Origin of the sequence: Segniliparus sp. (assembly GCF_051660745.1) — a bacterium.
Lineage (GTDB): Bacteria > Actinomycetota > Actinomycetes > Mycobacteriales > Mycobacteriaceae > Segniliparus.
The window spans coordinates 126270-140475 of the sequence record NZ_JBOFQF010000042.1 but is presented as its reverse complement, the minus strand read 5'-3'; the positions used below and the strand labels follow the sequence as shown (position 1 = coordinate 140475).

Here is a 14206-nt window from a genome sequence, read left to right as displayed (position 1 = left end):
ATGGGGAAATGTCGCAAGCTCTCAGTGAAAGCCAGGTTTCGCGCGAGGACGAGCCGCAAGCGGTGCATGGGACCGCCGACCTGCGGTTCCAACCCCTCGTCCGGGCGTTCGGAAAGGTGTTCGCCGACCTCCGCCCCGGCGGCGGGGCGTTGGCGGTGTGGCTGCGCGGGGAACCGGTCGTGGACGTGTGGGCGGGCACGACGGACGCGGCGGGGGCCGAGCAGTGGGAGCGGAACTCGGCTCCGGTCGTCTTCTCCGCGTCCAAGGGCCTGTCCTCCATCGTGGCGCACCGTCTCGCAGATCGCGGGCTCGTCGACTACGAAGCCCCGGTCGCGGAGTATTGGCCCGAGTTCGCGGCGAACGGCAAAGCCGCCGTCCGGGTGCGCGACGTCCTCAACCACACGGCGGGGCTGTCGCAGCTGCCCGGCGTCGCGAACAACGCGAACGAGCTGCTCGACCACCGGCTCATGGAGGAGCGGCTTGCGGCCGCGCCGCTCGACCGTTTCGCGGGGCGGCCCGCGTATCACGCGCTGACATTGGGCTGGCTGCTTTCGGGCCTCGCCCGCGCGGTGACGGGGAAGGACATGCGCGAGCTGTACCAGGCCGAGCTCGCCGCCCCGCTCGGGATCGACGGGGTGCATTTGGGCCGCCCGGCCTCGGACAGCTCGACACGGCTGGCGCCATTGGTCGACCCGTATGCCAGGTTCTCCCGCCTGTGCAGCGATCAAATGCTCGACGCCTTGGCCCGCCGCCGCGCGACGCGGCCTTTGGCCGAGAGCGTGTACGCGGGCTCCGGCAGCGCCCGGATCCTCAACGAGATCCATCTGGCGGGCGTCGACGCGCAGATGCCCGCGGCCAACGCTGTGGCGACCGCGCGGGCGCTGGCGACGATCTACGCCGCTATCGCGGGGGACGGCAGCGTGGGCGGGGCGCGGCTGCTCTCCCCGGCGGCGGTCGCGCGGTTCCCGCGCAAACGGAGTTTCCGCTTCGACCGGGTGCTCGGCGTCCCGATGATGTGGCATATGGGCTTCCACTCGGCGCCGCTGCCGGGGCTCGTCAAAGGCTTCGGCCATGTCGGCGCGGGCGGTTGCTTCGGCTGGGCCGACCCCGCGCGGGGGCTCTCCGTCGCGCTCGTGCACAACCGCCTGCCGTCGACGTTCGTGCGCGACCTCGGGGTGTTCACGTGGGTGGTGCCGCTCGCGTTGCGCGCCGTGCGGCGGGCGGGCTCGTTTCCCGGATAGGCCACGGGCTGCTCGCGGCCCGACTGGGGCGCCCGGGGCGGAACGTGCCGTGACCCATATTGGGCGCTCGTTGTGAGACCTGTCCGAATCGGCGGCTCCTGAGCTGCCCGTCTTTATTGGTTCGTTATTATTCTGTGACACGTGTTGTTCGGGCCAAAGAAGAAGGCGGTCGTGATGGCGCAGGTCGAAGATGTTTCGGTTTCGTTGGGAGAGAGGGCGCGCGCTGCGGTGCTGACCGCAGTGCGCCGTTATGACCCGGCGTTCGCGGACTCGCTGGAGTCTGGGCGCAAGTCGTTGACGATGACGGAATCGGTGCAGGTGTGGAACGCGGTCATCGACGAGGTCGACATCGCCCTTGCCGGGGGGGAGGACGCGAGGTCGAGCCCGTTCTTCGGGGATCTGGCCCTTCTCGACGAGGTGCTCGACGAAATGGCAGAGCTCAAGCGCGCGGCGGTCGCCGGAAAGGAAGTCGCGCTCTCGTAGCCCGCGCTCGCGCGCAGCTGCCGCCACGCGCGGCGGAAACCGGGGCAGGCCACGTCCTCGGGCAAACAGGGGAAGGGCGGGCTCGTCAAACTCGCAGCTAGAGGCGATGTCCGCTATGATGCTTGCGTCCCAGCGCGTGTAGCTCAGGTGGTTAGAGCACTGGTTTTACACACCAGTTGTCGGGGGTTCGAATCCCTCCACGCGCACCCGCGGCCAGGGATGGTCATGGCGTGGTCAGCGCGACGAGTTGCGCGCGGACCGTGTCGATGGGCCGTGTGGAGCGCTGGACCCTCGCCATCATGACCGCGCCTTCGATCGCGGCCACGCACACCTGGGCGAGCGCTTCGGCCTCCGTCTCGGGGCGGCCCTCGGCGCGAAGCGACCCGGCCAGTGCTGTCGTCCATTTCTCGATCGCGGCCCGGGCGCTCTCCCGCAGCTCGGGGATGTCGTACCCTTCGTAGGCCGCGGCGGCCACCGGGCAGCCCGCGCGGAAGTCGGTCTGCGCCAGCCCGTGCTCGAAATAGCCGCAGACTCCCGCGACCAGGTCGCTCGCGCTGGCCCCCGCCGCCACGAGGCCGCGCAATTGGGCGGCGACCTCTTCGCCCGCGGCTTCGACCGCCGCCACGATCATTTCCGTCTTGCCGCCGGGGAAGTGGTGGCTGATGGAGCCCCGTGGGGCGCCGGAGTGCTCCAGCACTTTCCCGAAGGACGTGCCGTGGATCCCGTGCCGCCGCAGCATGACGGCGGCGCTGCGGACCATCTTGCTCCGGGTGTCTCTGCTCATGGCGCTGTGGCTCCTTTCTCGCGACGTGCATGTTCTCACGATGTGGCGGACGAAGAAAATTATGATATGACTACTATCATATTTTGATTCATCTGATGCACGAGGAGAAACGATGCGCGAGCTCAATTTGGTCGCCGCGGGCAAGCTGGCGTGGTTCGACCGGCCAGAGCCCGCGCTGTCTGGCGACGAGGACGCGATCGTCCGGCCATTCGTCGTGAGCCGCTGCGACGGCGACTGCCTGCCGATCCACCGCAACGTCTCCCGCGTCATGCAGGCGGGGCTGCGCGCGGGGCTGTTGGACCCCGCCGTCGGCGGCATCTGCGGGCCCGTGCCGTTCGCCGGGCCGTTCCCGATCGGGCATGAGTGCGTCGCGGAGGTCGTGGAGGTCGGGACCGCTGTCACCGGGGTGCGCGCGGGCGACAAGGTCGTCGTCCCGTGGGCGGTGTCCTGCGGCCGGTGCGGCAACTGTCGTCGGGGCCTGACTTCGAAGTGCTCGGCCGCCCGGCGCGAGGACGGGGCGGAGCGTGTGCTCTCGGCGTACGGCTTCGGCCGGGCGAGCGGGCCGTATGGCGGCATGGCGAGCGATCTCCTCCGGGTCCCGCACGCCGACCACATGCTGGTCCGCGTCCCTGACGGGCTCGACCCGCTGCGGGTCGCGGCGGCCTCGGACAACCTCGCCGACGGATGGCGCGCCGTCGTGCCGTATCTGAGGTCGCGGCCAGGGGCGACGGTGCTGGTGGTCGGCGGCGGAGCGCAGTCGATCGGCCTTTACGCGGCAGGGCTCGCTGCCGCGCACGGCGCGTCGGTCGACTACGTCGACTCCAGCTCCCGCAGGATGGCGATCGCCGAATCGCTCGGCGCGACCGCACGTGAGCGCTCACGCCGCTCCACCCGGCCCGAGGGCGCCTACGACGTGGTCGTGGAGGCTTCGAGCAGCACGGCGGGCATCCGCGCCGCTATCCGCTCCACTGCGCCCGGCGGGGTGTGCACAGCGGTCGGCTACTACGTCGCCGCCAATACGGGAATCCCATTGATGCACATGTACGCGAACGACGTCACCTTGCGTCTCGGGGTGTCCCACCCCCGCGCCGTGCTGCCCGAATTGCTCGACTGGGTGCGCGACAACGATTTCCCCGCGGAGAAGGTCACCACGGAGCTCGCCGACTTCGACGAGGCCCCGAGCGCCTACGCCGCACGCACGACCAAACTCGTCCTGCACCGTCCGCCCCTGTCCTGACCCGTCTCGAACAAGGAGAAACCGCACGTGGCAGTCCTTCCCGCCCTCAGCCGGCGCATTGCTGGCATCCGACGCTCGCCCGAGCAGCTGTTCCTCCTCGCCATGGCGGTGTGGTTCACTAGCAACGGGCCGGTGGCGTATGCGATGTGCCCGAGCTTCTCGTTCGGGCATTCGATGCAGTCGTGCACCATCATGCTGCTCGGGTTCATCCCGGTCACAGTGAACGGATGGCATGCTCTGTTCCATTTCGTCACCGGCGTCGTGGGTTTGGCCCAGGTCCGCAAGGGACCTCGCGCCGCGTTGGTCTACGGCCTCGTCTGCGGCCAGGTGTATCTGGTGGTGGGGGCGCTCGGCCTCGCGGGCGGCACGAACGTCCTCGGCTTCATGGCCGTCGACGCCTTCGGGAACTGGGTACACGTCGTCGAAGGGCTGCTGGTGCTCGCCCCGGTGACGGTCTTGGCTGTGGGCGGCTCGATCTGGGGAGGCCCCAGGCGGTCGCGGGGTTAGACGAAAACGCCGCGCTCGCGGTCGCGGGCGAGGGATCGGTCGCGTTGTTCCTCGAATCGCGGGACTTTCACGGTCTCCATGTCTTCGAGGTACGCGGCGAGCTCGTCGCGGGCCTTCTCGCCTCGGCCGCCGAGGTCGGCCCGCTCGAAGACGCGCCAGCGCCGCAGGACCGGTTTGACCACCTCGCCGAGGTGTTGGCTCAGGTCGTAGATGCCGTGCTTGGCCATGAGCACGCCGTTGCGGCGGAAGTTCGGCATCCCGGTCCCCGGCATCTGGAAATGCGTCACGATCGCGGTGACCGCCTCCATCGCCAGATCGGGGACGGCTTCGAAGGCAGCCTCGAAGACGTTGCGGTAGAAGACCATGTGCAGGTTCTCGTCGGTGGCGATCCGTTGCAGCATCCGCTCGGCGACCGGGTCCGCGCACACTTGTCCGGTGTTGCGGTGGCTGATCCGGGTGGCCAGCTCCTGGAACGTCACGTACGCGAGGGTGTGCAGGAAGAGCTCGGGGGTGCCTGGGGGGATCGACAGGATCGGCTCGAACCCGTTGGTCATGTGCGTCATCCGGTCGTTCTCCAGCGCCACCGGGTCGACGCCTCGGGTGACCACGAGATAGTCGCGGATGACGATGCCGTGCCGGTTCTCCTCGGCGGTCCACCGGCCGACCCATGTGCCCCAGGCGCTCTCGCGGGTGAACGCGGCGGCGATGTCGCGATGGTAGGCGGGCAGGTTGTCCTCGGTGAGGAGGTTGACGACCAGCGCGGCTTTCGCCAGCTCGGAGAGCCGGGACTGTTCGGGGTCCCAGTCCGTCCCGCCCATGGCGGCGAAGTTGCGGCCCTCGTCCCATGGCACGTAGTCATGCGGGTGCCAAGGCTTCGCCAGCGAGAGGTGACGGTTCACCTCCTGCTCGGCGACGGGTTCGAGCTCTCGCAATATCCCGATTTGGGTCAGATGTTCGGCCAAGCTTCTCTCCTCTCGAAATATGGACCACTTCGGGGAGATTCCCGGCGAACCACATTGTTCTTCGGTGCAAGCTAAGCCGTGTGTCGCTCTTGCTCGGTTCTTATGGTATTGCCTGAATCACTTTTTCCACATCACGATTTCGTGAGGATTTGAGACGGTGGCCGGGGGAGGGCCGGCTCGGGAAAGGGCGGCTCGAAGACGGCTCGAAGGAGTGCGGAACGAGGCCGCTCCGCTACCAGAGCTTCACGGAGCCTTTGCTGATCGTGAAGCCGTGGCCTGCGCTGTTCGCGCAGGTGAGGCCTTCGCCTCGCTGGCCGCATGTGACCGTGGCCCCATGGTCGGGGTCCACTTGGAGGATCAGTTTCTTCCCGTCTGCAAGTGCGGGGGCCGAGTCGGGCCAGTCGCCGCCGAGCAGGGTGTGGCACGCCTTTTGCCGGTAGTCCCCGTCCCAGCCGACCAGGCTGGACTGGGCGCCGTCGGGGTCCTGGTCGCGATGCAGGTCGCAGACCGAGCTGGGGCTCCACGCGGGCCCGGAGTCGTCTGTGACGTGGCAGAAGCCGTTCTCTCCCGCGACGAATTTGCAGACAGCGGTTCCCGACGCGGTCGAGAACGACCAACGCCCCGGCCCGTTCGTGAACGCCGAGGGGTCGCCGAGCTGGAGGTCGTGCAGCTCGGCGGGCTCGTTCGGGGCCGCAGGCGCGGCGACGGGGCTCGTGCTCGCGGCGGTCGGCGGTTGGCTGCTGCTCTCCGGCGTCACGGTGACCGTGGCGGTCGCGATGGTGACGCGGTCGTTCCCGGTGATGAACCCGCAGCCCGCGCTCAGCACGAGCGGGGCGAGCCCGGCCACGAGCCGGACCGGGCCGAGACGGAGCAAGGGACCGAGACAGGGGACACCGGGCGGACGCACAGCTGCCTATTCTAGGCTTCACGAGATGCGTTGGAATCGGCTCGTGCCACCCCTCGTCGCCTCGGCCGCCGCGCTGGGCGGATGCTCGTCCGCGGCCCCGCCGCCGGACCCGTCGCGGATCCCGGCCTCGTTCGCGCTGGCGAAGGAGGATTTCCCCGACGGCTACGAATTCCACGACGACCGCGATCTTCGCGGCCTCGACATGCTCGAGCTCGGCCCGAAAGGCAAGGAAGCTCAGGGGAAAGAGCGGCAGGGCGCGGATCCCCGGCTCGCCGACTACTCGAAGCTCACCCTCGACCATCTCTCGATCGACCAGCAGGCCTGCGAGGGATTGTCGGAGCTGGGGCGAAGGCCCGCGTACCACGTGGCGGCGGGGCCGCTGGCCCCGACTTCCGCCGACGCGCGCAGCTCGCTCGGGCTCGACCGGCGGTCCTCGACGACGCTCACGTTCGTCGTCACCCGCATCCCCCTCCCGCTCGACCAGTACCGGCAGGCGCTCGCGGGCTGCGGGCAGCTGACGGCCGCGTCCGAGAAGATCGGCCAGGGGCAGGCTGCGATGTCGCCGGTGGACGCGCCGGACGGCGGCTTCGCCTACGCGCTGGAGGCGAAGCTCCAATCCCCGTCCGGCATCGCGTACGCGTTCTCCAGGGTGCTCGTCGCGGCGCCGGTCGGGCAGAGCACGGTCCTCGGCTCGATCAGCCGCACGGCGAGCGCCGAAGGCGGCGAGAAGCCGCTCGACCAGGCGACGCTCCGCGCGATGTTCCAGAAATTAGTGGCCAAGGTGAAGGCGGGCTAGTTCGCCCACAACAGCGGGCCGCTCTTCGAGGACCATGTGGTCGACGTCGAGTCGCGTGACGACCAGCGAATCGCCGAGCAGCCCCCGGAGCTCTTTCTCGTACTCGGGGTTGAAGAGCGGCGGCTGCACTTTCTCCGCCACGAGCACGGTGGTCGGGATCCCCGCAGGCGGCAGCGCCCAGGGCCGGGCGAGCTCGCTCCAGCTGGCGATCAGGGCGGCGGGGGAGAACCGCCAGAAGAACCGCCCGCCGGGCAGCTCGACGAAGTGCTCGTCGAGCTCCCTGTCGAGCACCTCGTCCGGCACGTCGGCCCAGGCTTCGCCCTTTTTGTCGGCGAACGCCTCGTCCCGGTCCGCGTAGGAGTGGTGGTCGACGAACCAGTCGGCGTACTCCGTGAGCCGCTCTCGGCCCGCGCCGATGGCGGGGTCCAGCAAGAGCAGGGATTTCACCAGATCCGGGGCCCGGTTCGCGAGGTGCACGGACAACAGGCCGCCGTAGGAGTGGCCGATGAGCACCGCCGGTCCGCTCGCGTGCTCGCGCAGCGCCGCCTCCAGCGCGTCCACTTGGGCCTCGATGCCCCACGGAGCGGTCCACGAGGAGTGGCCGTGGCCGAGCAAATCGGGGGCGATGACCCGCGCCTGCGGCACTTCTGCGGCAGCCCAGCTGCGGAAACGGCCGCCGTAACCGGTGACCCCGTGGACGGCGAAGATCGGCTGGCCGTGCTCGGGGCCGAAAAGATGAGTGTTCAGCGAGGGCATACCAGACGGAAACTCCATGATCGCGCGGTCTATTCCGCTCAATTGGAGCACAAGCGCGCCGCCGGGTCTGACGAGGGATTCGAGGCCTGCGGGGCGGATTCGCGCCGTGGCCAGCCCGCAGGTCGCGCGGGATGATCGTCGGCTATGAGATTGACCGCTGCCACCAGCAAGCTGTTCTCCGTCGCCGGGGCGGCGGGCGCTGTGTTCATGGGAGGCACTGGGCTCGCGGGGCAGGCCACCGCCGAGCAGGACTTCCATCCGATCTGGTGCCCGCAGGCAACGACGTACTACATCCAGCTGCGTGAGGCGTTGGACCCGCTGCGCGCGGCCACGGTCGCCCACGATCTGGACGTCGCGAAAGCGCGACGGCAGGCGAGCGGGCCCAAGCAGGGCGCGCCGCAGGCGGCCCAGAGCGCCAACAGCCAGGGCTCCAGCTCGGACCAGCCGCCCCACACCGCCGACGGCAACCCGCTGCAGCCCCGCCACACCAGCCCTCCCGTCCCGCAGCAGCCCGCGCCGCAGCAGCCTGCGGACCAAGCCGCGCCGCCGCCCGCCGCTCCGACGGGCCCCGCGCCCGCGAAGCAGTGGACGTGGAACGACCCCGAGGTGCAGGACGCGGTGGAGCAGTTCGAGGACAAGGCCCCGCTGCTGTTCCGCCGGATCAACACCCTGGTCGCCGAGACCTGGTGGGCGGAGCTGCAGGACGCCGGGGGCGCGCTGAGCGCGAGGTTCGGCGAGATCGTCGGCGACGAGCGCGACCAGGTCTCCGCCCAAGACCTGACGAAGGACTGGACCTCGCTGGAAGAGCAGTTCGACGTCGTCAAGAACCTCTGCGTCGGCTGGGGCGAGACCGCCGTGCCCGGCGTGGCGCCGCCGGGGCAGCCGGAATGGCCCGCAGGCACGAGTCCCGACACGGCCCGTCCGCCGGGGATCGAGAACAGCGCGTGGCCGCACACCCCCGGCTGGGTCGACGTTGACGTGCCCGACCCGGACGACCCGAATGTGCCGCACCGGCCCGCTCCGCCGCCCGCCGACCCCCACCCCGCTCCGCTCGCGCACCAGGGCTGCGAGCGCTACGACTACCGCGCGGGCGGTTGGGGGCAGTACCCGTACTGCCCGGGGGAAGGCCCTGACGACAACGCCGGGCCGGACGATAGCGGCGAGTAGGGCTCCGGCGAAGAGGCCGGACAGGGCGGTCGCCGCCTGGGCCGCGCTGGGCGCTGTTATGTTGGACACTATGCGGATCTCTCGTTCTTGCCAGTGGGCGCTCTCTCGTCGGCGGACGCTCGCCGCGGCCTGCCTGCTGGCCGTGCCCACGGCGCTCGCCGCCCTGCCGCAGGCCGAGGCCCGGCCGAACTGGTGCCAGATGAACCGGGGCGTGACGGGCGTCGTGCAGCGCGACCTCGACCACCTGGCCGCCGCGACGGCGAAGCCGGGCTGGAGCTGGGACGATCCCGTCGTGCAAGAGGCGGTGGCGTGGATCGGCACGGACCTGTCGACGACGATCGGCAGGCTCGACCGCGTGACGGGCGGGGCCGCCCAGGGGAATATCTGGGTGAACGACCCGAACCCGTGGGACGGCGAGTACGGCGAATACGCCGACCTGCTCCGCGAGCTGGACGGCTCGATCGACGACCGGGCCGACGCGGGGACGCTCAAGGCGAACGTCGAAGCCGTCGAGTCCAAGACCCGCGAGCTCGCCGCGAACTGCGACGGCGCCCCGGTGCCGCCCGACGCGGGGCCGATCCACCCCAACCCGCCCTTCAACTGACGTTTCCGGGATCCGCGCGCCCGGCGTCTCATCCGCGCCGGTTTCCCTGGAAAGAGGGCTCTTTGCGGTGATCAACCGCATTTGCTCTTGCGCGGCAGAGCGGGTAGTCTGATCTATCACACGTATGTTTTGCGTGCAGGCCGCGTGTCGGCCGCAAAATGTCGCTGTAGGTCTTGGAATGCATCAAAAACATGCCTGGCCTGCGGCGCGCGTGGAAGCCTGACCCTACAAGCAAAAGAAAATTCCGGAGTCCCCGAACCTTATGCCATCCCCTACGACCACCTCCCCCTCTGTTGCCGTCAACGATGTCGGGAGCAGCGAGGACCTTCTCAAGGCCATCGACGCCACGATCAAGTACTTCAACGACGGGGACATCGTGTCAGGCACGATCGTGAAAGTCGAGCGAGACGAGGTCCTGCTCGACATCGGTTACAAGACCGAAGGCGTCATCCCCTCCCGCGAGCTGTCCATCAAGCACGATGTCGACCCGAACGAGGTCGTTTCCGTCGGTGACACCGTGGAGGCCCTCGTCCTCACCAAAGAGGACAAAGAAGGCCGTCTCATCCTCTCCAAGAAGCGCGCCCAGTACGAGCGCGCCTGGGGCGAGGTCGAGGCCCACAAGGAGAAGGACGAGTCCGTCAAGGGAACCGTCATCGAGGTCGTCAAGGGCGGCCTGATCGTCGACATCGGCCTGCGCGGCTTCCTCCCGGCCTCCCTCGTGGACATGCGCCGGGTGCGCGACCTGCAGCCGTACATCGGCAAGGAGATCGAGACCAAGATCATCGAGCTCGACAAGAACCGCAACAACGTGGTCCTGTCGCGCCGGGCTTGGCTGGAGCAGACCCAGTCCGAGGTGCGCACCGAGTTCTTGAACCGCCTGCAGAAGGGCAACATCAAGAAGGGCGTCATCTCCTCGATCGTCAACTTCGGCGCCTTCGTGGACCTTGGCGGCGTGGACGGCCTCGTGCACGTCTCCGAGCTGTCCTGGAAGCACATCGACCACCCCTCCGAGGTCGTCAAGGTCGGTGACGAGGTCACCGTCGAGGTGCTCGACGTGGACTTCAGCCGCGAGCGCGTCTCCCTGTCCCTCAAGGCGACCCAGGAAGACCCGTGGCGGCACTTCGCCCGGACCCACGCCATCGGCCAGATCGTGCAGGGCAAGGTCACCAAGCTCGTCCCGTTCGGCGCGTTCGTCCGCGTCGGCGAGGGCATCGAGGGCCTGGTGCACATCTCGGAGCTCTCCGAGCGCCACATCGAGCAGCCCGAGTCCGTGGTCGCGGTTGACGACGCCGTGCTGGTGAAGGTCATCGACATCGACCTGGAGCGCCGCCGCATCTCGCTGTCCATCAAGCAGGCCAACGAGGACTACCCGGAGGAGTTCGACCCGGCGCGTTACGGCATGGCCGACTCGTACGACGACGACGGCAACTACATCTTCCCGGAGGGCTTCGACCCCGAGACCAACGAATGGCTCGAAGGCTTCGACACCCAGCGCAACGAGTGGGAAGCCCGCTACGCCGAGTCCGAGCGGCTGTGGAAGCTGCACGGCGAGCAGATCGAGCGTTTCGCGGCGGCCGTCAAGGCCGCCCCGGCCCGCAGCGGCGGCAACGGCCGTGGCCGCCAGGACTCCGGCGAGCCGGAGTCCGGCAGCCGGATCGCCAGCGAGGAGCAGCTTGAGGCTCTTCGCGAGAAGCTGGCCTCGAAGGCCTAGTCCTTCGCACAGCTTTATCGCTGAGCGGCTCGCCCGCTAAGAAATGCCGATGGCCGCCTGTTCCGACAGGCGGCCATCGGCATTTCTTAGCATGAAGCCTGTGGGATGAAATCAGTGGCGTGCGCTCTGTGGCATAGACTCGCCTCATGTTGAAGATCGGGCTCTCGGGCGGCATCGGCTCTGGCAAATCCACCGTCGCGGCGGCGTTCGAGGAGCTCGGGGCGCTCGTCGTCGACTCGGACAAAATCGCCAGAGAAGTGGTCGAGCCCGGCACGCCAGGGCTCGCCGCGCTGGTCGACGCGTTCGGGGACGGCGTCCTCGCGGCAGATGGGACGCTCGACCGCCCGAACCTCGCGGCGCGGGTGTTCGGCGACGAGGAGGCACGAGCGAAGCTCAACGCGATCACGCACCCGCTCGTGGCAGCCCGCAGCCACGAGCTGATGGCGGCAGCCCCCGCCGAGCAGGTCGTGGTCCGCGACATCCCGCTCCTGGTCGAGCTGGGCCTCGCGCCGTTCTTCCATCTCGCGATCATCGTGGACGCGCCGCTCGACGAGCGGCTGCGCCGGTTGACCGAGGTGCGGGGCATGAGCCGGGAGGACGCGCTCGCCAGGATCGGCGCGCAGGCCTCCGACGGGCAGCGCCGCGCCGCCGCCGACATCTGGCTCGACAACAGCGGCTCGCCCGAAGAGCTCCGCGCGCGGGTGCGCAGGCTGTGGACCGAGCGGATCGAGCCGTTCAACGAGAACGTGTTCGACGGGACGTATTCGCCGCTGCACGGGGGCTATGTGCTCGCCAAGCCCGATCCGGCCTGGCCTGCCGATGCGGAGCGGCTCGCCAACCGGATCAAGGCCGCCGCAGGGGCAAAGGCGCTCCGCGTCGACCACATCGGCTCGACGGCGGTGCCGGGCCTGGCGGCGAAAGACGTGGTCGACCTCCAGCTGACCGTGGACTCGTTGGAGACGGCGGACGATCTTGCGGGCGCGCTCGCCGGAGCGGGTTTCATCCGGGTCGTCAACATCGACCACGATGACGAGCATATGGACACTGGGCGTCTCGGCGAAGGAGCCGCTGCGGGCCCGGACCAGGACACGGGCCGTTGGCGCAAACGGCTCTACGTCTCGGCCGATCCGGACCGGCCCGCGAATCTGCACGTCCGCGTGGACGGCTGGCCGAACCAGCGGTTCGCCCTGCTCTTCCGCGACTGGCTGCGGGCGGACACCGCCGTCGCGGACGAGTACACGCGCGTCAAGCACCTCGCCGAAGAGCGCGCGAGAGAGACGGAGAATCCTGCGGACGGGTACTACGAGGTGAAAGAGCCCTGGTTCGCCGCCGCGTACCCGCGCGCGCTGGCCTGGGCCGAGCGGGCTGATTGGCTGGGGGCGCCTCCCACGGGCCCTGCGAGTGGGGGAGCGTGACCGCCGAGGACAAGTCTGCGACCAGGCCGCCGAAGATTCCCGCGCGATTGGACTCGTACCCAGCGCAGGGGGAGCTCGTCGACTGGCACGACAACCAGTTTGCCTCGCTGGACGTGCGGGGCGGCCAATTGCCGCCATTGGGGGACGAGCTGCTGTGGCTTTCTTTTCACGCATCCCGCCTCACCGAGGTGGATCTCGCTGGTATGACGCTCACGCAGTTCAGCCTGCTCGACGTCGAGCTGGTGCGCTGTGATCTCTCCGGCGGGATTTGGGACGGAGCCCGCCTTGACCGGGTGGTGTTCCGCGACTGCCGGATGACGGGTCTGACGCTGAGCGGGGCCAAGCTCACGGACGTGCGGATCGAAGACTGCGGAGCCGAGCTGATGAATATCCGCATGACCAAAGCCAAGCGGCTCCATGTGGAGTCCTCGATGTTGCGCGCTGCCGATTTCCAAGAGGCCGAACTCGCGCGGTCGCGGCTCGTGCATTCCGATCTACGTGGCGCGAGCTTTCAGCGGGCGAAACTGCAGGACGTTTCGCTGCGCGGCTCGAAACTGGACGACATTGCCGGGGTCGGATCCCTGCGCGGAGCCCGGGTGGCCCCAGACCAGGCGGTAGTGCTCGGCAATCTGCTCCTCGCGGAGACCGGGATCGAAGTCGAAGATTTTCGCGGCGGTCATGGCATGAGCTCCTAGAAGATGTCGTCGAAGATCTCGTCGACGACTTCCTCGCCGACTGCGAATCCGGCCCCCATGGCCATCGCCTGCCCGAAGCCGCTGCCCATGAGGCGGCCCAAGAACCCGCCGCCTTGGCGGGGCTGGTCTTGGGGGTACCTCCCGCTTGCGGGGGAGTAGTACGCGGCGGCGGGCTGCTGGGCGTAGGGCTGCCCGTAAGGAGCCGATGGCTGGGCGTAGGGAGACTCGGGGTAGTGCTGCTGCACGGCATACGGCTGCTGCGCGGCGTACGGGGACGCGCCGAAATTCGGCGCAGGTCCAGCTGCCACTCCCGGGCGTTGAGGTCCCCGAGGTCGGCGGAAGCCTTCAACTTGTCGCTCAGCCTGGTGAGCAGGGTCGAAGACTGGGCCTGGCGGTCGGCGAGGGCGGCTTGGGCCTTGGCGAGCACGTCGGGGTTGCCGAGGCTCGCGATGTTGACCAGGCTCTCGGCGAGGCTGGACTCCTCCCTGAGGGACAGCCCGGCCTCGCGCAGGTCCAGCTGCCATTCCCTGGCGGGCTGGTCGCCCGAGTCGGCGGCCGCCTTGAGCTTGGCCGCCAGGCCGTCGAGAAGGCTCGTGGTGTTCCTGCTGCTCTGCTGGAGCTCGGCTCGCGCCTTCGCCACCGCGCTGGTGTCCATCTGGGCTCTCTTTCCGGGAGATCGGCTTTCCTTGGGCTCGGCGCCAATGCGCCGGTTCTCTTGTGGAACGAACTGGGGGCGCGCGGAGTTCCCGGAACGAGGATGGGCCCCGCAGGCATGCCTGCGGGGCCCATCCGAGAAGCACGGATCAGTGCTTGGTGTGCTTCTGCCACTCCGGGGTGTCCGGGTCGGAGATGTCTTGCTGCTCGGGCTCGTCGCCGAGGCCGAGGGGGTTCGCGAGCTCGTGTTCGGGGTTGGTCATGACACGCCTTTCAAGTAGGAAGCG

General features: G+C 69.0%; 15 protein-coding genes and 1 tRNA gene. 11 read left to right on the top strand and 5 right to left on the bottom strand.

All coding sequences use genetic code 11. From position 1 onward, the window contains the following. The first annotated feature begins 8 nt into the window (after positions 1-8). From ACRC20_RS14940 to ACRC20_RS14930, 3 genes are all read left to right on the top strand, one after another. Positions 9-1241 carry a serine hydrolase domain-containing protein gene (locus ACRC20_RS14940; protein WP_438687176.1) on the top strand — a complete coding sequence of 411 codons (1233 nt, stop codon included), beginning with the start codon at positions 9-11 and terminating at the stop codon, positions 1239-1241. 141 nt (positions 1242-1382) lie between these two features. After that, complete coding sequence (locus ACRC20_RS14935) at positions 1383-1724, top strand: hypothetical protein (protein ID WP_438687175.1); 342 nt, start codon at positions 1383-1385, stop codon at positions 1722-1724. A 132-nt stretch (positions 1725-1856) separates the two neighbouring features. Beyond that, a tRNA-Val gene (locus ACRC20_RS14930) sits at positions 1857-1930 on the top strand. Between the two features lie 17 nt (positions 1931-1947). On the opposite strand, the gene ACRC20_RS14925 is transcribed toward ACRC20_RS14930, so the two are convergent. Further along, a complete protein-coding gene (locus ACRC20_RS14925; protein WP_438687174.1) occupies positions 1948-2508 on the bottom strand; it encodes a TetR/AcrR family transcriptional regulator in 561 nt (186 codons plus the stop codon). Positions 2509-2620: 112 nt separating this feature from the next. Between ACRC20_RS14925 and ACRC20_RS14920 the strand changes: the two genes are divergently transcribed. After that, positions 2621-3745 carry a zinc-dependent alcohol dehydrogenase gene (locus tag ACRC20_RS14920; protein WP_438687173.1) on the top strand — a complete coding sequence of 375 codons (1125 nt, stop codon included), beginning with the start codon at positions 2621-2623 and terminating at the stop codon, positions 3743-3745. A 27-nt stretch (positions 3746-3772) separates the two neighbouring features. Beyond that, positions 3773-4252, top strand: coding sequence for a DUF4383 domain-containing protein (locus ACRC20_RS14915; protein ID WP_438687172.1), 480 nt, complete (start codon positions 3773-3775; stop codon positions 4250-4252). On the opposite strand, the gene ACRC20_RS14910 is transcribed toward ACRC20_RS14915, so the two are convergent. Both ACRC20_RS14910 and ACRC20_RS14905 read right to left on the bottom strand, forming a co-directional pair. Further along, positions 4249-5214, bottom strand: coding sequence for an acyl-ACP desaturase (locus ACRC20_RS14910; protein WP_438687171.1), 966 nt, complete (start codon positions 5212-5214; stop codon positions 4249-4251). The genes ACRC20_RS14915 and ACRC20_RS14910 overlap by 4 nt on opposite strands. A 232-nt stretch (positions 5215-5446) precedes the next feature. Beyond that, positions 5447-6121 (bottom strand): hypothetical protein, encoded by a 675-nt coding sequence (locus ACRC20_RS14905; RefSeq protein ID WP_438687170.1) that lies wholly within the window; start codon positions 6119-6121, stop codon positions 5447-5449. 25 nt (positions 6122-6146) lie between these two features. Here ACRC20_RS14905 and ACRC20_RS14900 point away from each other — a divergent pair, with 25 nt between their 5' ends. After that, positions 6147-6917: a hypothetical protein gene (locus tag ACRC20_RS14900; RefSeq protein ID WP_438687169.1), complete on the top strand. Its 771-nt coding sequence runs from the start codon at positions 6147-6149 to the stop codon at positions 6915-6917. On the opposite strand, the gene ACRC20_RS14895 is transcribed toward ACRC20_RS14900, so the two are convergent. Further along, complete coding sequence (locus tag ACRC20_RS14895; RefSeq protein ID WP_438687168.1) at positions 6891-7691, bottom strand: alpha/beta fold hydrolase; 801 nt, start codon at positions 7689-7691, stop codon at positions 6891-6893. The genes ACRC20_RS14900 and ACRC20_RS14895 overlap by 27 nt on opposite strands. A 126-nt stretch (positions 7692-7817) precedes the next feature. Here ACRC20_RS14895 and ACRC20_RS14890 point away from each other — a divergent pair, with 126 nt between their 5' ends. The 5 genes from ACRC20_RS14890 (at position 7818) to ACRC20_RS14870 (ending at position 13265) form a co-directional block, all read left to right on the top strand. Then, positions 7818-8840, top strand: coding sequence for a hypothetical protein (locus ACRC20_RS14890; RefSeq protein WP_438687167.1), 1023 nt, complete (start codon positions 7818-7820; stop codon positions 8838-8840). A 70-nt stretch (positions 8841-8910) separates the two neighbouring features. Then, on the top strand, positions 8911-9444 hold the full coding sequence (locus ACRC20_RS14885; protein ID WP_438687166.1) for a tat pathway signal sequence: 534 nt from the start codon (positions 8911-8913) through the stop codon (positions 9442-9444). Between the two features lie 262 nt (positions 9445-9706). After that, a complete protein-coding gene (gene rpsA / locus ACRC20_RS14880; RefSeq protein ID WP_438687165.1) occupies positions 9707-11155 on the top strand; it encodes a 30S ribosomal protein S1 in 1449 nt (482 codons plus the stop codon). Positions 11156-11301: 146 nt separating this feature from the next. Further along, positions 11302-12570, top strand: coding sequence for a dephospho-CoA kinase (coaE, locus tag ACRC20_RS14875; RefSeq protein WP_438687164.1), 1269 nt, complete (start codon positions 11302-11304; stop codon positions 12568-12570). Further along, complete coding sequence (locus tag ACRC20_RS14870) at positions 12567-13265, top strand: pentapeptide repeat-containing protein (protein WP_438687163.1); 699 nt, start codon at positions 12567-12569, stop codon at positions 13263-13265. Before coaE ends, ACRC20_RS14870 begins: the two co-directional genes overlap by 4 nt. Here the strand turns inward: ACRC20_RS14870 and ACRC20_RS14865 are convergent. Next, on the bottom strand, positions 13262-13573 hold the full coding sequence (locus ACRC20_RS14865; protein ID WP_438687162.1) for a hypothetical protein: 312 nt from the start codon (positions 13571-13573) through the stop codon (positions 13262-13264). The two genes, ACRC20_RS14870 and ACRC20_RS14865, sit on opposite strands and share 4 nt — an antisense overlap. Positions 13574-14206 lie beyond the last annotated feature (633 nt).